At 54.0% G+C, this 16,900-nt stretch carries 14 protein-coding genes; 8 read left to right on the top strand and 6 right to left on the bottom strand.

The window, feature by feature from the left end; translation table 11 throughout:
- Window positions 1-135: 135 nt before the first annotated feature.
- Entirely contained in the window at window positions 136-648 is a 513-nt protein-coding gene (locus tag WFP70_RS05765; protein WP_337022913.1) for an SRPBCC domain-containing protein, read from the bottom strand.
- A 156-nt stretch (window positions 649-804) separates the two neighbouring features.
- Between WFP70_RS05765 and WFP70_RS05760 the strand changes: the two genes are divergently transcribed.
- Both WFP70_RS05760 and WFP70_RS05755 read left to right on the top strand, forming a co-directional pair.
- Window positions 805-1,704 (top strand): LysR family transcriptional regulator, encoded by a 900-nt coding sequence (locus tag WFP70_RS05760; RefSeq protein WP_337023041.1) that lies wholly within the window; start codon window positions 805-807, stop codon window positions 1,702-1,704.
- 90 nt (window positions 1,705-1,794) lie between these two features.
- On the top strand, window positions 1,795-2,763 hold the full coding sequence (locus WFP70_RS05755) for a nickel/cobalt transporter (RefSeq protein WP_337022912.1): 969 nt from the start codon (window positions 1,795-1,797) through the stop codon (window positions 2,761-2,763).
- 123 nt (window positions 2,764-2,886) lie between these two features.
- Here WFP70_RS05755 and fhuE read toward each other — a convergent pair whose 3' ends face one another.
- The gene (gene fhuE, locus WFP70_RS05750) at window positions 2,887-5,082 is read right to left on the bottom strand and encodes a ferric-rhodotorulic acid/ferric-coprogen receptor FhuE (RefSeq protein ID WP_337022911.1); all 2,196 of its coding nucleotides are present in this window, start codon (window positions 5,080-5,082) and stop codon (window positions 2,887-2,889) included.
- Window positions 5,083-5,444: 362 nt separating this feature from the next.
- A complete protein-coding gene (locus WFP70_RS05745) occupies window positions 5,445-6,326 on the bottom strand; it encodes a LysR family transcriptional regulator (RefSeq protein ID WP_182056619.1) in 882 nt (293 codons plus the stop codon).
- Between the two features lie 136 nt (window positions 6,327-6,462).
- On the opposite strand from WFP70_RS05745, the gene WFP70_RS05740 reads away from it, so the two are divergent.
- The 3 genes from WFP70_RS05740 (at window position 6,463) to WFP70_RS05730 (ending at window position 9,843) form a co-directional block, all read left to right on the top strand.
- Window positions 6,463-7,593, top strand: coding sequence for an L-dopachrome tautomerase-related protein (locus tag WFP70_RS05740; protein WP_337022910.1), 1,131 nt, complete (start codon window positions 6,463-6,465; stop codon window positions 7,591-7,593).
- 333 nt (window positions 7,594-7,926) lie between these two features.
- On the top strand, window positions 7,927-9,222 hold the full coding sequence (locus WFP70_RS05735; protein ID WP_337022909.1) for a CitMHS family transporter: 1,296 nt from the start codon (window positions 7,927-7,929) through the stop codon (window positions 9,220-9,222).
- A gap of 219 nt (window positions 9,223-9,441) precedes the next feature.
- Window positions 9,442-9,843 carry an H-NS family histone-like protein gene (locus WFP70_RS05730; protein WP_034827570.1) on the top strand — a complete coding sequence of 134 codons (402 nt, stop codon included), beginning with the start codon at window positions 9,442-9,444 and terminating at the stop codon, window positions 9,841-9,843.
- A gap of 52 nt (window positions 9,844-9,895) precedes the next feature.
- On the opposite strand, the gene WFP70_RS05725 is transcribed toward WFP70_RS05730, so the two are convergent.
- From WFP70_RS05725 to WFP70_RS05715, 3 genes are read right to left on the bottom strand one after another with little or no spacing between them, the layout of a single operon-like run.
- Window positions 9,896-11,095, bottom strand: coding sequence for an aminotransferase class I/II-fold pyridoxal phosphate-dependent enzyme (locus tag WFP70_RS05725; protein ID WP_337022908.1), 1,200 nt, complete (start codon window positions 11,093-11,095; stop codon window positions 9,896-9,898).
- An 18-nt stretch (window positions 11,096-11,113) separates the two neighbouring features.
- The gene (locus WFP70_RS05720) at window positions 11,114-12,412 is read right to left on the bottom strand and encodes an LLM class flavin-dependent oxidoreductase (RefSeq protein ID WP_160867752.1); all 1,299 of its coding nucleotides are present in this window, start codon (window positions 12,410-12,412) and stop codon (window positions 11,114-11,116) included.
- 31 nt (window positions 12,413-12,443) lie between these two features.
- Window positions 12,444-13,514 carry an iron-containing alcohol dehydrogenase family protein gene (locus WFP70_RS05715; protein WP_337022907.1) on the bottom strand — a complete coding sequence of 357 codons (1,071 nt, stop codon included), beginning with the start codon at window positions 13,512-13,514 and terminating at the stop codon, window positions 12,444-12,446.
- 328 nt (window positions 13,515-13,842) lie between these two features.
- On the opposite strand from WFP70_RS05715, the gene WFP70_RS05710 reads away from it, so the two are divergent.
- Genes WFP70_RS05710 through WFP70_RS05700 form a run of 3 tightly spaced genes read left to right on the top strand, consistent with a single transcriptional unit; the run spans window position 13,843 to window position 16,846 of the window.
- Window positions 13,843-14,388 (top strand): GNAT family N-acetyltransferase, encoded by a 546-nt coding sequence (locus WFP70_RS05710; RefSeq protein WP_337022906.1) that lies wholly within the window; start codon window positions 13,843-13,845, stop codon window positions 14,386-14,388.
- Window positions 14,385-15,533 carry an amidohydrolase gene (locus WFP70_RS05705; protein WP_337022905.1) on the top strand — a complete coding sequence of 383 codons (1,149 nt, stop codon included), beginning with the start codon at window positions 14,385-14,387 and terminating at the stop codon, window positions 15,531-15,533. Before WFP70_RS05710 ends, WFP70_RS05705 begins: the two co-directional genes overlap by 4 nt.
- A complete protein-coding gene (locus WFP70_RS05700) occupies window positions 15,530-16,846 on the top strand; it encodes an MmgE/PrpD family protein (RefSeq protein ID WP_337022904.1) in 1,317 nt (438 codons plus the stop codon). Before WFP70_RS05705 ends, WFP70_RS05700 begins: the two co-directional genes overlap by 4 nt.
- Window positions 16,847-16,900: the final 54 nt, after the last annotated feature.

The raw sequence follows: 16,900 nt of genomic DNA, 5'->3' as shown, positions 1-16,900 counted from the left end.
GCGGCGCGAGGACGGCCCGGCAGCAGCAGAGGTGCTCTGGCCCGCACTCCGGAAATCTCTCTCAAAAGAAAAAAGCCGCCACTTTAACAGTGACAGCTTTTGCAAATATGGCCTTAAGTGACGAGCATTATGGGGTTATCGGCCTGCTTTGGCAGCCGCAACCAGTCCGTCCAGCCAATCCTGATGACCGTTAATCATCGGATTGGGTTTGGCGCTTGCCAGCTCACCCGCCGGTTTGCCGTTTTGCGTTTCCTGGGTCAGGATGCGCACGCGATTGTCAGAGAGATCTTCAATCAGCCAGGCATGCAGAACATCTAAACGGTCCTCGCTACCCACTTCGCCCGCCCAACCGTGCCAGGAAACACGGGCGGCTTCACCCGCTTCGGGTGCTACGTACTCGGTGACCTGCGCTTCCACCGGGAAGCCAAAGGTTTCGAAATAGAAGCGGACGCCCTGCTCCAGTTCGGGGCCTTTGTTGTCATAGAAACGCGCATTCGCCGAGTTCTGATAATAGGTTGGCCAGAGTGACGGCGTATTCAGCAGCGGCCAGATATCCTGGGTACTCAAACCTGCAACGATCACTTCGTTGGAACAGTAGTTATCGCTATAGCCCGGTACAAATCCCTCTGGCCAGTTAATCGCGTTCATTTTCATTTCATTCGTCTCACCGTGGATAAATCGTGGGTGAAGTATCTGACTCCCTATGAAATAAGACCAATTGCCATTATTTATTTTTAATATACGTTTTCGTGATATCTGATGGCAGCGTATGATGAGGTATTGCCTCGCCATCGCCGGAAGATGATGAAAACCGATATCCGCAACCTCGACCTCAATTTGCTCAAAGCGCTTGATGCCTTACTGGATGAGCGCAGCGTCACCCGCGCGGCTGAGCGTTTAGCCCTGACGCAACCCGCAGTCAGCGGCATGCTAACGCGTCTGAGAGAGTGTTTTGATGATCCGCTGTTCACGCGGGTGCAGCGCGGCGTTGTCCCGACCATGCGGGCACTGGAGTTGGCTCAGCCCGTGAAGGCCATACTGGCAGAAGTGTCAGAACTGTTGCAGCCCAAAGCCTTTGACGCTGCGACCGCCGAAATGACCATCAAAATCGCGGCCACCGATTATGCCCTGCGTGCGGTCATTGTGCCTTTTATGGCCGCATTACGAGTGCAGGCACCGGGTATCCGCGTGGCGGTATTGCCCGTTAACAACGAGCAGTTATCTGCGCAGTTTGAACGAGGTGACATCGATATCGCGTTGATCACGCCAAACAGTGCCCCACCCGATCTGCACGCCCGCTCGCTGTACGATGAAGAGTATGTGTGTCTCATGCGCGAGGACCACCCGCTGTCTGCGCAGACAGATTTAACGATCGACAGTTTCTGCGCACAGGACCACGCCCTGGTTTCCTACTTGGGAGGCAACTTCAAGGGCGTGACGGATGAGGCGTTAGCCTCGATTGGACGTTCGCGACGTGTGACACTTTCGGTGTGCAGTTTTTTAGTCTTACCTGAGATCTTACGCGTCAGTGATTTGATCAGCGTGGTGCCGCGTCGCTTAACGCACGATTTACCTGGTTTGAAGGTCTTGCCTCCTCCTTTAGCGATCCAGGGTTTTAACAAAATCGTGGTCTGGCATGAACGCACGCACCGCGATGCCGGACACCGCTGGTTGCGTGAATTACTGTTTTCCACTGCTGTTTAAGCGTTCCATCGCCTAAGCTCACAATCCCGCTTTACTTCGTGGTGTGATCGCGCATGCTAGTCATTTTTAGCGCCATGACAGTCGATAGTGATGATGACCTCCAAAACCGGATTTACCCTTGCAGCGCTGGCAATTTTCGCCGCGCTCGCCGTACTGTTTTCCCACTGGACGGCTTTTCTCGCCTGGTCACTGCAAACGCAGATCCAACTCCACCGCCTGCTGGTGACGCATCTGCTGCAAATCAATAGCGGGCAATACAGCGCGGGGTTGTGGTTGATCGGCGTGACCTTCATTTATGGCATCCTGCACGCGGTTGGCCCTGGACATGGCAAATTTATCGTCACCACCTGGCTCACTACTCATCAACCGCCGCGCGGTGTCGCGCTCAGCGTGCCGTTTCTTGGCAGCCTGGTGCAGGGCCTTAGCGCCATCGCCTTTGTGTTTATCCTGGCCGTTGGCTTTAACCTGACGACCGGCGATCTCAGCACCAGTCGCTGGTATCTGGAAAAAGCCAGCGCGCTGTTTATCGCCGCGCTGGGCGTGATGATGATGGTGCAAGCCTGGCGAGCCCGCAATAAGCATCTGCACCAACATGAGCATGAGCATGAGCATGAGCATGAGCATGAGCATGAGCATGAGCATGAGCATGAGCAGCATCATGACGGCTGTGGCCATCATCACGGCATAATTACGGAATCAGTGGATAACTGGAAAGCGTGGATCGGCATTATTATTGCCACGGGCGCACGCCCTTGCAGCGGCGCACTCACGGTGCTGCTGTTTGCTAGTGTGATTGGTATTACCCGTTGGGGCATGTTTGCGGTGATGACCATGGCACTCGGCACCGGCATGGCGCTGGTTGCGCTGGCCCTGTTTGTTCGCCATTTCCGTCATCGCGCGGGAGAATTGTGGTTGGCTGAGTCATCGCCACGCACGCAGCAAATACTGGGGATGGTACGTATTGCCGGAGGCGCTTTGCTGATCTTATTTGCGCTGGTGCTGTTTTTAACCGTGGTACCGATCAGTGCGAACGGGGATTATATTGCGGCGGGATGTTGATAATTTATCCAGTCTGATGCGAACAACGCCGGGCCGGCATCCTTGCCGCCCCTGCCATTAACTCACGAACACCCACGTGAATCCTGGCAGAGCACCCATCGCTGCGCGCCCGGTTGGTTGAAATCAGAAACGATAAGATGCGGTAACCGAGAAGTTTCGCGGCGTACCGTAAACGATACCGCCGTTACCGACGTTTTCGTCATACTCTTTATCGAACAGGTTGTTCAGATTTCCCTGCACGCTCAGGTTTTTCGTCACGTCGTAACGTGCGAAAAGATCAACCAACGCATAGCTGCCCTGACGTGCGCGCCAGGTGCCATTGCCGTCCGGTGCGCCAACGTCTTTGTACGTCTTCGACTGCCAGTTCACACCGCCGCCCAGCGTCAGCTGATCCAGCATCGGCAGACGATAGCTGGTGAACAGGTTGAACGAGGTGCGTGGCAGCTGTGAGTTGTAGTTCTCACCATCACGGTCTTCAGCCACATAGGTGGTGCCACCGAAGGTCATCTGCCAGTTATCCGTCAGCGCACCGTTCACTTCGAACTCGACGCCACGGCTGACTACGCCACTCTTACCAACGTAGATGGCATTACCGGTATCCGGGTTGGTCGCCCCAGTTGCTTCCGCAACGTTGTCCAGTTCTGAACGGAATACTGAAATTGAAGTGGTCAGACGGCTGTTCAACCAATCAGACTTAACACCAGCTTCATAGTTCTTACCAATGACAGGTGAAAGGTAACCACCCGAAGCATCCTGATAATCTTGTGGCTGGAATACTGAGGTATAGCTAGCGTAAGCTGACCAGTTATCATAGAAGTCCCAAATCACACCGCCGTAAGGTGTCGTGTTGTTCTTCTCCATCTCTGCACTCAGCGTCTCACGATTCCAGTTGGTATAACGCGCACCTAAAATAACATGCAGCGGATCGGCCAGTGAAAGGCGAGTGGCGACATAAGCGGATTTCTGACGCACTAATTGCGTGTCTGATGCCGGCTCACGTGGATTCCAGTCGGTTTCCGGGAAGTTGCCATTGAAGTTATTGAAATTGCCCAGCTCGGCCGGCGAAATATTTGCCCACGCGCTGTAGTATTTATTATCCTGACGGCTGTAATTCACACCCACCATCAGTTCATGTTGGCGACCTAACAATTCATACGGGCCGCTGGCGAACGCATCGACGGCATCGACTTTACGTTTACCGGTGTTGTATCCAGTGCCGCCTACAACAGGGTAATTAGCATATGGCGAGGTGCCGATACCGGTGTTCTTATCGAAATAGCCATCAATGTAGAGCTGCTTACTGTCGAGGAACATCTCATTGTGTGTGCCGTTAAGCGTAATGTTCCAGCCGTTATCGAAGTTCTGCTGCAGGTTAACAAAGACCTTTTTGTTTTCTTTGTTATTGTAAGCCCACTCTGGCGAAGTGTTATACCCGCGACGTAGATGCGTTTGTGAACCGTCAGTATACCAACGCGGCGAACCACTCCACATTGGGGAGTCGGTATCGACCTGGGTAAATTCATAACCCACTGACAGCTTGGTTTTGTCGGTCAGGTCAGCATCCACCACACCGTAAATGAACTTCTTCTCGAAACCATAGCGCTCGATAAAGCTGTTTTTATCTTCGTAACCTGCGACTACACGACCACGCACGTTGCCTTCAGGCGACAGCGGCGCAGAGAGATCGGCGACATAGCGCTGTTTATCCCAGCTGCCGTAGCTCGCTTCCAGATTCCCGGTGAACTCTTTGCTGTCGGCGTGCTTACGCACCATGTTGATGGAAGCTGACGGGTTACCTGGGCCGGTCAACAGGCCGGTGGCACCGCGCACCACTTCAACGCGCTCGTACAACGCCATATCGGTTTGGGCATCGCCCAGGTTCCAGCGTGATGCAAAAGCGGTAGGTATGCCATCAACCATGTAGTTATCGATGATGAAACCGCGTGAGTAGTAGTTCGTACGATCCATATCGCTGCTGACGCCTCTAATACCGGTGGTATTCGACAGTACGTCATTCAGGGATTGCAGCTGCTGATCTTGCATACGCTGCTTGCTGACAATGCTGACCGATTGCGGAATATCACGCGCGGTCAATGCCATTTTGGTACCGGCACGGGTGACCGGGACGCTGTAATCTTTTGCTGCCTGCTCTTGCGCATCGCTGCTGGCGCTGGCATCCACAGTCAGAGTTTGTTCTGTTTTGGTGCTATCCGCGGCTTGGGCAATACCTGACGCTACCATCATTGCCAGTACAGAGATACGCAATGCACGTTGCGGTGCACGGCCTGATTCCCTGACGCGCTTTTCTTTGAAAGACATAATATTCCTCAATCAACTTATCGTTATTTTGTGTTGGCGGCATAGCTGCTGACGTCTGTTAGATCCAGCCATAAATAACGTGCTGAAAAGGAATATCAGGATGAGGTGTTTCCCGACCGCGCCGTCCTGGCACAAACAGAACGACCGTAAAGATGCCGTTAAGAAAGCAAATGAGAAATATACGCATTAAGATTACTATTGCAAGAAATTGTTACCGGTTATCCGGCAATTTTACATTAGGATATTTCCTTATTCTTCAATGATTAATAATAAAGGGGAGTTATTTTCGGACATTATCACGCATGTTAATAGAGCAAACCTGTGAAAAATCACAGGTTCTTGTCCTGAGGGTATTCCGGGGATCACCAGGGCCAGCGTTTTTCCGCCAAATCCACGAGAAGACGTGAAGCGGGTGAAAGCTCACTGAGTGAGCGGAATTGCCAGCCAAAGGTACGCGGCATCATGACCAGCGGCAGTGGAATTTCAATCAACTCACCGCCCTCACCTTTTAATAAGCGGCGGGAAAGAAAACTCAACAACTGGGTTTGCGCCAGCACGGCGCGCAGCGGGGACAGCGTATTACTTTCCATTTGCGCGCGCGGCGCCGCATAGCCACCGCTGCGCAAGCGTTGTTCCAGCCACTGACGCGTCGCAACGTTATCGGAAGGTAACAACCAGTTATATTCATCAAGCTGTTCAGGCGTCGGATGAATATTCGCCAGCGGATGGTGACGGCTGGCGGCAATCACCACCGGATCCTCAACAAGCGGCCGGGTAATGAACTCGCTGTTCCCCTGCGGCAGAAAACCCAGAATCAAATCGACTTTGTTCTCACGCAGCAGCTTTTGCAGCAAATCATTCATCCCGACCGTCACTTCGAGTCTGGCGGTGGGAGCTTTGTGCAACAAGTCCTTACTCAGTACCGGTAGCATAAATTCCGCTGCCGTGGCCGCCACGCCTAACCGGATAACGCCCGCCGTTCCCGCACCCAGCGCCTGTAAATCCTGCCGGGTGACCTGCATCATGTGCACGACTTTTTGAGCACGTTCACAAAGTAGTAGTCCCGCTTCGGTGAGTTGCATCCCACGCCCCACCTTGAGAATTAACCGCGTGGCGTAAAACTTCTCCAGACGTTGCAGACATTTGGTTAAGGCGGGCTGAGTGATACCAAGGGATTGCGCCGCCTTACCCAGATGTCCTGTTTCCTTCACCGCCAGCAGATAATGCAGATCTTTCAGTTCCATTCATTCCCACCAGGAATCAATTGATAAAATTCAGAGAATATAATTTATCACTCTACGCTGCCAGGATGGAATGACATTAACAACAGAGCAACACGCTGTTCGCGTCACCTTGTGGCGCTTAACAAGGGAGTAAAGGATGAAACATTCACTGAAAGCACTGGTTACGATGATCGCTTTGGCCAGCAGCGCCCGGGTTTTGGCACAAGACACGCTGCCCGTGACGTTGCCAACGCAACAGGACAGTCGTCTGGAGCAGGTCGCTACCTCACCGCGCGTGTGGAATGGCATTACCGTCAGTCATGACAACCGTCTGTTCGCCTCGTTAACGCAATCGGAAGGGACGGGTCTGCAACTGGCAGAAGTGATCAACAATCAGCTGAGAGCGTTTCCCGATGACAGCTGGAACCAGTGGAACGCTAACGATCCGGAGCATCATTTCTACCACGTGAATGCGTTGCGTATCGGCCCGGATGGCAATCTGTGGGTGATGGATTCGGGCAATAAAGGAATTGGTACTGGCGATCAGGCCGTGCCCGGTGGCGCTAAGCTGGTCCACATTAGTCTGGCCACTGGCAAAGTGTTGAACAGCTATGTGTTCAAGGCACCGACGCTGCAACCCACCAGCTATCTGGATGATGTGCGTTTTAATGGCGATTTTGCCTATATCACCGATCCGGGTGCGGTGGGATTAGTGGTGCTGAACCTGAAAAGTGGCAAAAGCTGGCGGGTGCTGGATAACCACCCTCTCTCGATTGATCATCAGCCGATTTATGCAGATGGCAAGAAGTTGATTCTGCGCGATGGCCGTGAAAAACGCGTGGGTCTCGATCAGCTGGAAGTTTCGCCGGATGGCAAATGGCTCTATTACCAGGCGATTCCGGGTCCGCTGGCTCGCATTGAAACCCGTTATCTGAACGACAGTGCCCTATCGGCTGCAGAAGTGGCGAAGCATGCGGAGAAAGTACGCGAAACCTGGAGCACCGGCGGAACAGCCATCGATGCCGAAGGCAATATCTATGCGTCGGATATCAATACCCGCAGTATTAAGCGCATCGCGCCCGATGGCAAAGTGACCACCGTGGTGCAGGATCCCCGCCTGGTATGGATTGACGCGATGTGGGTATCTGACGGCGCACTGTGGATGCCGTCCGGACAGATCAATCGCACGCCTGCGACCACCGGCGGCAAACCGTCAACCGTGGAATATCCGGTGAAGCTGTACCGTCTGCCGTTACCGATTAAGCCTTCGCCGCGGGATCATCAATAAGCCATAACGTGCCGATTAAAGCTATTTAGCGCGGTAGTCACGCCGCGCTTATTCAACGATCTCTTTATTGATAAACAGGAGGAAATAACACCCAGATAAATCATCACCGTTCGCTATTTTAAATTTATTAAAACTAAGAGGTTACGCACAACTTTCGCGTATACCTAACCTTGTGCCTGCCGAAAAAAACGCTGGATAATATTGCCAGACAGACGAGGTTGCAGAAGGTTAATTTGAACAATAAATAATCATTCGCTGTTTTTTATTTATTCCGAACACGTTGCGTTTGCTACCCACAAACGTGCTCTATCCCTCTGGACAGGAACCCTCGTCATGCTGCTGATCATCAGTCTGCTTATGATAATCTGCTTTATTGGCTTATTAATGAGCAAAAAGCTTTCCGCTCTGACTGCATTAATCCTTATCCCTACGCTATTCGCACTGTTATCTGGCCATGGCACGGATATGGGTGCCATGGTGATCAAAGGATTGCGTACCGTTGCGCCCACTGGCGTCATGTTGATATTCGCGATGCTCTATTTTATGAGCGTAACGGATGCCGGGATGTTTGATCCGATTATTAAAAGAATCGTTTCTGCAGTCGATGGCGATCCGGTAAAGATATTTGTCGGCACCGCACTGCTTGGCTTTATTGTTGCCCTGGATGGTGATGGCGCGACCGTATATATGATCGTGCTTTCCGCGTTTATGCCGATATATGAACGCATTGGATTATCAAAGCTCAGCGTTGCAGCTCTGCTATTACAGTGCACCGGGCTGGGCAATATGTTTCCGTGGGGTGGACCCACGGCGCGTGCGGCCGCCGCCGTTCAGGCTGACGTCTCTGCTCTGTTTGTCCCGCTGCTGATTCCGCTGCTGGCCTGCGTGGCATGGACTTTTATCCTGGCGGTGATGCTCGGCAGAAGTGAACGCAAACGTCTGGGTTTCCAGCCGCATGTCCCGGTGGAACCTGCCGTGCTGCAGTTTGAAGAGAAACACTGCGTGGCCTGGCGTTTCTGGTTTAACTGGGCGCTGACCATTACATTGATGACCTTCCTGGTTCTGGATGTGATGCCCATGGCGTATCTGTTTATGCTGGCCACCGCCATCATGTTCGTTGTCAATTATCCGCAACTGAGCCAACAGCAGGAGCAGATCGGCCGCCATGCGCCCGCCATCCTTGCCGTAGCTGGATTGATTTTCGCTGCGGCGGTGTTTACCGGCATTTTTGCTGAAACCGGTATGGCGAACGCCCTGGCACAGGCGATTGTGCAGACTATTCCCGCTGCACTCGGCCCTTATCTGGCGGTGATTACTGCCTTGATCAGTATTCCCGTCACCTGGATGGTATCGAACGATGTGTTCTATTTCGGCATGCTGCCGGTGCTGGTGCAGGCTGCCGGACACTACGGTATCGAACCGATTGAAATGGCTCGCGCGGCATTAGTCGGTCAGCCGGTTCATATTCTCAGCCCACTGGTTGCCTCGACCTATTTATTGGTCGGCATGCTGAAACTGGATTATGCACAGACACAACGGTTCACGCTGCGTTGGTCGTTTATCACCTCAATTGTATTATTAGTGGTCGCACTGATCACCGGTTGCTTCCCGTTTTATCGCAGTCTATAGAATATATTTATCCCCTTGTAGCCGCTATTTTCTGCGGCTACACCCTCGACTGGCTTGAGTGAAATATCTGCTTTATATCTTATTGTTCGATATTGACACCACTCTGCTGAAAGCTTATTTTCCGGACAATTCTGCATTATGGGTAATACTTTCATTTGCTTAAAATTAACGTAGAATGCCCCCTTTCATCTTCGTTATAAAAGTTATAAGGGTTTATTCATGAGCGATGCACTCAAAGCATTGAACAATCTTCGTACACTGCGCGCCCATGCGCGTGATGTTGAGATTGCGGTATTAGACGAAATGCTGGAAAAGTTCGCCGTGGTGGTTGCAGAACGCCGTGAAGAAGCGGAAGCGAATAATGCCGCTCAGCGCGAAAAAGAAGAAAAACTGGCGCTGTATAAAGAGATGCTGCTGAATGATGGCATCGATATTAGTGAATTAACGAAATTAAACCAGAGCGAAACCAAACCGAAAGCGAAACGCGCTCCACGTCCGGCGAAATATAAGTTCATCGACGAAAACGGTCAGGAAAAATTCTGGACCGGCCAGGGCCGTACGCCATCACCGATCAAATCCGTATTAGATGCGGGCGGTTCGATGGATGAGTTTCTGATTTAAACGATCCGCAGGGATATTGTAGGGTCGCCAATCCTGGCGACCGATTAAATCCCTATTTCAACACTGCACAGGCTGCCGCAATGCGTTTTCCGGCTTCGCGCACGCTTTCAATATCCGTGGCAATCGACAAACGGAAATACGGTGACAAGCCATACGCACTGCCCGCTACGCCAGATACGCCGCTCTCCAGCAGATAATTCAGCACATCCTGTTCGCTTTCCAGCGTACGTCCATCAGCACGCGATTTGCCCAACAGGCCAGCACAGCGACAGAACATAAAGAACGCCCCTTCGGGATTCTGCACCTCAATGCCTTCAACCGGGCTTAGCTGCGCCATAATCGCATCGCGACGCGCCTGATAGGCCGCACGCTGCGGTGGCAGGAATTCCAACCCGCCGTTCAACGCTGCTACCGCTGCCGCCTGACTGATGGCGCAGGCACCAGAACTGTTCTGCGACTGCACTACCACCATGGCATCAATCAGCGCTTGCGGACCGGCACCAAAGCCGATGCGCCAGCCGGTCATGGCATAGGTTTTCGATACGCCGCCCACCAGCAGAATGCGCTCGGCTAAATCTGGCGCTACCTGCAACAGGCTGACGTGTTCACGTCCATCAAACAGAATGTGTTCATACAGTTCATCCAGCATGATCCATACGTTGGGATGGTCACGTAGCACCGCCGCCAGTGCAGTTAATTCTGCGGCGTTATACACCGCACCGGATGGATTGCCGGGATTATTCAGCACCAGCCAGCGGGTTTTGTCGGTGATCGCTTGCGCCAGCTGCTGCGGCTGCAGCTTGTACTCTTGCTCCAGCGGGCACTCCAGCAGCACCGCGTCGCCGCCGTTAAAACGCACGCTATCCGGGAACGTCGGCCAGTATGGCACCGGCACAATCACCTCATCGCCGTCATTCAAGGTGGCGGCGAAGGCGTTGAAGATGATCTGCTTCGCCCCGTTGGCGATACAAATCTGCCCCAACGCATAATCCAGCTGATTTTCTCGTGCCAGTTTGGCCTGCACCGCTTTACGCAGCGGCGTGGTGCCATTGGTCGGCGTATAGCGCGTCTCACCATTATTCATAGCTTCAACGGCAGCATCACAGATGTGCTGTGGCGTATCAAAATCCGGCTCACCGGTGGTGAGATCCAGAATATCCACGCCCTGCTCTTTCAGCTGGCGCGTCAACTGACGCGCCGCGGCATTGGCAGAGAGCGACACAGACTGCACACGCTTTGATAAGGTGACCATGTTCAGCTCCTAAATGGTTTACAGCGCGGGCAAACCGAGGTTCTCGCGCAGCGTGGCGAATTCGTAATCATCGCGGAACAGACCACGGCGACGAAGTTCCGGGATCACCAGCTCGACGAACAGATCCAGTTGCTCTGACATGATGGCAGGCATGATGTTGAAGCCATCGGCGCCACCCTCTTTCAGCCACAGCTCAAAGTCATCGGCGATATCTTCTGCAGTGCCGACAATCACGCGGTGACCACGCGATCCCGCAGCCACGGCGGCCAGTTCACGCAAGGTCAGGTTTTCGCGCTTCGCCATATCCGTCATCAGCTTGACGCGGCTCTGATTACCTTCACCCAGCGGCACTTCTGGTACGGGACCGTCGAGTGGATACTGGCTCAGATCCATGCTGAAACGCAGCGACAGCTGACGCAGACCGTTTTCGATATCCACCAGCGTGTTCAGCTCTTTCCACAGCGCTTTGGCTTCTTCACGAGTGCGTCCAACAATCGGCATCACGCCCGGCATGATCACCACATGATCCGGATTACGCCCGGCGGCAATCACCTGATCTTTCTGCGAGCGGTAGAAGGTTTGCGCCTCTTCCAGACTGGCGGCAGCGGTGAAGATCACTTCGGCGGTTTCGGCCGCCAGTTTTTGACCGTCTGCTGATGAACCGGCTTCGATGATCACCGGACGTCCCTGCGGAGAACGCGTGATGTTCAGCGGACCCTGTACCTGGAAGTGCTCGCCGTCATGATCAATCGACTTAATTTTGTCATTAACGAAGTATTCACCGGTCTCTTTGTTTGGCTGCACGGCCCCCGCTTCCCAACCTTCCCACAGCTTGTTGGTCACTTCGAGGAACTCACGTGCACGTGCATAGCGCTCGGCGTGGTTTGGCATATCGTTGCGGCTGAAGTTACGCGCCACGTCGGTGGAGAACGACGTCACCACGTTCCACGCTGCGCGACCACGGCTGATGTGATCCAGCGACGAGAAGCTGCGAGCCATGGTGAATGGATCGCTAAAGGTGGTGGACGCGGTGGCCGCCAGACCAATGCGTTTGGTGTTCACCGCCAGCGCCGACAGCATGGTCAGCGGCTCAAGCCGTGCCATGGTCGAAGGCAAACGGTACATGCTGGTGGCTAACGCATCACCGACGAAGAACAGATCGAATTTACCCGCTTCGGCTTTTTTTGCGATGGTGATCAGCCAGTCAATGTCAGTGGGATCGCCGAGTTTTTCCGTGAGACGCCAGCCGCTGACGTGTTGCCCTACGGGTTGTACGAAGAGGCCCAAGCGGATGCGTTGTGGTTGTGCAGTAGCCATGAAGTTGTCCTGGTCTATAAAAGAGTAAAAGTTAGAAACGGTTTTCGGTTGCCAGCAGCGCCTGCTCTAACGCATCCGCATGGATACGAAACGGCAGACGTTCAGCGCTGGCCGCCGGGAATTTAATCTGTTCAGCAATCGTGCGTATCGCCGCTGCACGGTCGCCGGTCAGCGGCGCCAGCGTCAATGGCATCGCGTACTGACGCAGCAGTGCCAGCAGCTCCGCGTCAGGCACACCATCGTTTTCAATCAGCGATTGCACCAGCAGGCTGTAGCCAACCTTCTCACCGTGCAGCCAATGATGCAGCTCGGGCTGGTAAGTGAGACGGTTATGAATCGCATGAGCAAAGCCGGGGGTGGGAAGTTGATCGCGCACGCTGTTCGCCAGGCCTGCCAGTACGATGTTGGCATCAATCACCTTCACCAACTCCGGCGTGACTTGCTGTTTTTCATTGGCGCTGACGGCGGCTTCACCCAGTTGGCGATAAACATCCAGCGCACGTTGCGCCGTCATCACTTTGAGATCGAGCGCCAGATCGTGCGGGTTACTGCGCAGGTAAGGGGCAAATTCGTAGTACTTCGCCAGCGCATCGACAATACCCGCTTTGAGATAGCGCACATCGCTGCAGGCGATCACTTCACTGTCCACCAGCACCAGCTCCGGCATTTTCCCCAGCGGCTGGCTGCGCACGTGGCCGCCCTGCTCGTTATAAATGATGGCAACCGGTGACCATGCAGCGCAGGTCGCCGCCAAAGTAGCGAAGTTAATCACCTTCAGATCCGGTAACTGGCTACCCACCGCTTTAGCGGCATCCAGTACGCGCCCACCGCCCACGGCAAACAGCAGCTCGGTTTGCTGTTGCTCAACGTTGGTTTTCAGCGCTTCGATCACGGCATCGGTGCATTCACCGTGCAGATACTCCAACTCCCAGCGGATACCGTTGGTTTCTAAACTCTGGCTTAATTCCGGGTTAACCGCTTGCCAGGCATTGGGAGAAGTGAAAATGCGGATATGTGTGGCATAAGGTTTGATAAATTCACCAGCACGCTTACGCAGGCCAGCTTCATGTGCATAAGCACGCGGAGATTTGATCGCTAACACGTCGTCACCCTGATTAAGAATAAGGCTATAACGAGAAAAGTTATTTTATTTCATGGGGTTAATGCGAAATAGTTATAGCGCTATGTAATTTATGCATACTACGGTAAATCGCGATATAAGCAATGGAAAAGCCGCCATTTCATTTTCACAAATTCGCATTAGCTTAGTCATTTTTCACATATAGAAGCACAAGGCATTACTGATATTCTGAGTTGCTTAGCACGCTGGGTATTTTGAATTAGCACTTTAAATTGCGCTGTTTCAACCGCTATGCGCTGCTCAATCTGCATTCAATTTACCGCTTCCAGGCGGTTTTCCGGGGATAGTTATGTCACTTGAATTTCGTCAGGTTAGAGAAGATGAGGTTGAAACCTATCAGGCGCTGATGCACGCCGCGTATGCGCCGACGCTGGCACTGGGCATCAAATTTGATGCCGCCACAGCAGACCGTGAAAAGACGCTGCGTCACCTGCAAAGCCACGGCGTTTATGCGCTTTACGCGGAGGGTGTGATGGTTTCCTCAGTCACCGTGCGCTATCCGTGGGGGCCGCTGCCAGGCCCGTTTGGTCTGCCGCATATTGGCTGGTTCGGTGCCCATCCCGATTATCCCGGCAAACAGTATGGCCGCCAGGTACAGGACCGGCTGGAACACGAGATCCTGCTAGGCAAACTGCGCGCCCCTGCGGTGTCACTGGGCACCGCCACCAGCCATCCGTGGCTGATCGAGATGTATAAAAAACGCGGCTTCCAGTTGATGCATACCACCGATCTTGGCAAAGGCCATATCACCCAATATATGAAGAAAGTGCTGGATGACAGCGCGCATGATGCGTGGATGACACGTCAGGCCGCACAACAAGGAAGCAAAGCATGAGTTTTGATGAGAGCGCACTGGGCCAGCATTTGATTGCCTTCCGCCATGAGTTACACCGTTTTCCTGAACTCTCTAATGAAGAGTTCGAAACCACCGCGCGTATTCGTCAGCAGCTTGAACAGCACCAAATCCGTGTGTTGGATCTGCCGCTGAAAACCGGATTAGTGGCGGAAGTTGGCCCCGAAAATGGGCCACTGATCGTGCTGCGTTCCGATATTGATGCACTGCCGATTGAAGAGCAGTCTGATGTGACGTTCCGTTCAGAGCGTCCGGGCGTGATGCACGCGTGCGGCCACGACTTCCACAGTTCCGCTGCGCTGGGTGCGGCAATTCTGCTGAAACAGCAGGAAGCGAATTTATCGGGCCGCGTACGTATTCTGTTCCAGGCCGCCGAAGAAACCGGCCAGGGCGCGCCGGATGTGATTGCTACCGGCGCACTGCAGGATGCGATAACTATTTTCGGCATTCATAACGATCCTTCATTACCACCGGGCGTGATTGGCAGCAAAGCCGGCCCACTGACCGCCGCCGTCGACCGCTTTGATATCAAAATTATCGGCACCGGTAGCCACGCTGCGAAACCGCATCAGGGCAACGATCCGATTGTGATCGCCGCGCAGATTGTTTCTGCCGCGCAAACGCTGATCAGCCGTAATGCCCCTTCCGGCGACAATGCGGTGGTCTCGATTACCCAGATTCACAGTGGCAGTACCTGGAACGTCATCCCGGACAGCGCGTGGCTGGAAGGCACGGTGCGTTCATTCTCACAGGAGACGCGCGAGCGACTGGAGCAACGCTTCCGCGAGATCGTGCAGGGAATTGGCGCGGCCTTTGCGGCCAAAGTCGAATTCAACTGGCACGCAGGTCCACCGTCGGTGGTGAATGATGCTCACTGGGCCGATTTCGCGCTGCAACAGGCAGCGGCCAGCGGCTTTGAAGCGCGCGTCGTTGAAGCCAGCCCAATCGGTGAAGATTTTGCCTTCTATCAACAGCAGTTGCCAGGTGCGTTTATGATGATTGGCACCGGCGAACCTTACGCGCTGCATCATCCGGCGTTTCGCATTAATGATGATGTACTGCTGCCAACATCACGCTATCTGGCCAATCTGGCTGTGGCAGCACTGAACAGTGTGGCGCCGCAATGAGTATCACTGCTGCCCTCGCTGAGCTTATCGTCCATAGCCAACCCGATGCCGCTGCACGTGAAGCCGCGCGCGAAGGGGTAAAGGATTTTCTCGCCGTCAGCTGGCCGGTGCTGCAAGGCCAGGTGCCAGATAGCGGCTTGCCGGCACTACGAACGGTTTATGGCGATGGTAGTCCGCGATCGCAGGCGCTGCTGCTCGGTTATGCCGCTCACGCGCTGGATTACGATGATTTCCACGCTGATTTTCGCGGTCATCCCAGCGTGGTGATTTTGCCTGCGCTGTTTGCCTGGCAGCAGCAACAGGCGGCAGCGATTGGTGATTTCCTTGATGCTTACGCCATCGGTGTGGAAATGGCCGGACGGCTTGGCTTAGCTGCCAGCCAGCAGCATTATGCGTTGGGCCATCACAACACCGCGACGCTGGGCACCATTGCCGCCGCCGCCGCGCTGGCGCGTCTCCTGAAACTGGAGGTCAGCGCAACTGCCACGCTAATCGGGATCGCTACCACTCAGGCCAGCGGACTGCGCGCGCAGTTCGGTTCCGCTGTCAAACCGCTCCACGCGGGTTTAGCGGCGGAACGTGCAGTTACGGCGGCACAGCTGACGCTGGCCGGATTCGATGGCAAACAGGATGGCGTGGTTGAGGCTTTCCTTGCGGCCAGCAGCAATGGCGCAGCTCAACCTGAAAAATTGGTTGCGCATTGGGGCGAGCCGTGGCGCATCGTGACGCCGGGTCTGGAGTACAAACCCTTCCCGACCTGCGCCGGAACGCATAGCGCAGCGGAAGCCGCGCGCATTCTGCGTGATGGCTGGTTAGCCAATGGCAATTCTCTGGAAGCGCTGCTGGATAACATCACCGATATCAGCGTAGCTTTCCCGCCAGGTGGCGATATTGCCGCTTCCGTCACATCGCCCACCAATGGGATTGAAGCGCGTTTCAGTCTGGAATACGTGATTGCCGCAATGCTGATCTATAACGATCTGCGGCTGGAAGATTTTGCGGAAGGCGATCTTAATCATGCTGTGATGCCACTGGCAGCGAAAGTGAGACGAGTACCTGATGACACCGCACCGCCAGATGCCATTAATCCCGCATTACGTTTTCATCTGGTCACTCTTACCTTGCGCGATGGCACTCGGCTGCAACACCGACGTACCCGTCAGCAATCGCTGGCCGATGGCGTGGACGTTGAAGGTAAATTGCGTCTGGCACTGCGTCAGGAATCGGGCGAGCGATGGCAACAGGTGCAGCAAAGCAGCGCATTGCAGACAACCGCTGATCTGGCGGTGCTGCAGCAGTTATTACACGTTTAATATCACGTTGCAGCGCTTTTAGTTCACCACATTACAGACGAAGTTGCGTCTATC

The sequence above is a fragment of the Pantoea sp. USMM079 genome, from assembly GCF_037153115.1.
GTDB lineage: Bacteria > Pseudomonadota > Gammaproteobacteria > Enterobacterales > Enterobacteriaceae > Pantoea > Pantoea communis.
The sequence above is the reverse complement of the archived record's forward strand: the minus strand, read 5'-3'. Positions and strand labels throughout refer to the sequence as shown.

What these genes read in the sequence shown, in the direction of transcription:
- WFP70_RS05765 (WP_337022913.1), bottom strand. Translation starts at nt 648, where the DNA reads ATGAACGCGATTAACTGGCCAGAGGGATTTGTACCGGGCTATAGCGAT.
- WFP70_RS05760 (WP_337023041.1), top strand. Translation starts at nt 805, where the DNA reads ATGAAAACCGATATCCGCAACCTCGACCTCAATTTGCTCAAAGCGCTT.
- WFP70_RS05755 (WP_337022912.1), top strand. Translation starts at nt 1,795, where the DNA reads ATGATGACCTCCAAAACCGGATTTACCCTTGCAGCGCTGGCAATTTTC.
- fhuE (WP_337022911.1), bottom strand. Translation starts at nt 5,082, where the DNA reads ATGTCTTTCAAAGAAAAGCGCGTCAGGGAATCAGGCCGTGCACCGCAA.
- WFP70_RS05745 (WP_182056619.1), bottom strand. Translation starts at nt 6,326, where the DNA reads ATGGAACTGAAAGATCTGCATTATCTGCTGGCGGTGAAGGAAACAGGA.
- WFP70_RS05740 (WP_337022910.1), top strand. Translation starts at nt 6,463, where the DNA reads ATGAAACATTCACTGAAAGCACTGGTTACGATGATCGCTTTGGCCAGC.
- WFP70_RS05735 (WP_337022909.1), top strand. Translation starts at nt 7,927, where the DNA reads ATGCTGCTGATCATCAGTCTGCTTATGATAATCTGCTTTATTGGCTTA.
- WFP70_RS05730 (WP_034827570.1), top strand. Translation starts at nt 9,442, where the DNA reads ATGAGCGATGCACTCAAAGCATTGAACAATCTTCGTACACTGCGCGCC.
- WFP70_RS05725 (WP_337022908.1), bottom strand. Translation starts at nt 11,095, where the DNA reads ATGGTCACCTTATCAAAGCGTGTGCAGTCTGTGTCGCTCTCTGCCAAT.
- WFP70_RS05720 (WP_160867752.1), bottom strand. Translation starts at nt 12,412, where the DNA reads ATGGCTACTGCACAACCACAACGCATCCGCTTGGGCCTCTTCGTACAA.
- WFP70_RS05710 (WP_337022906.1), top strand. Translation starts at nt 13,843, where the DNA reads ATGTCACTTGAATTTCGTCAGGTTAGAGAAGATGAGGTTGAAACCTAT.
- WFP70_RS05705 (WP_337022905.1), top strand. Translation starts at nt 14,385, where the DNA reads ATGAGTTTTGATGAGAGCGCACTGGGCCAGCATTTGATTGCCTTCCGC.
- WFP70_RS05700 (WP_337022904.1), top strand. Translation starts at nt 15,530, where the DNA reads ATGAGTATCACTGCTGCCCTCGCTGAGCTTATCGTCCATAGCCAACCC.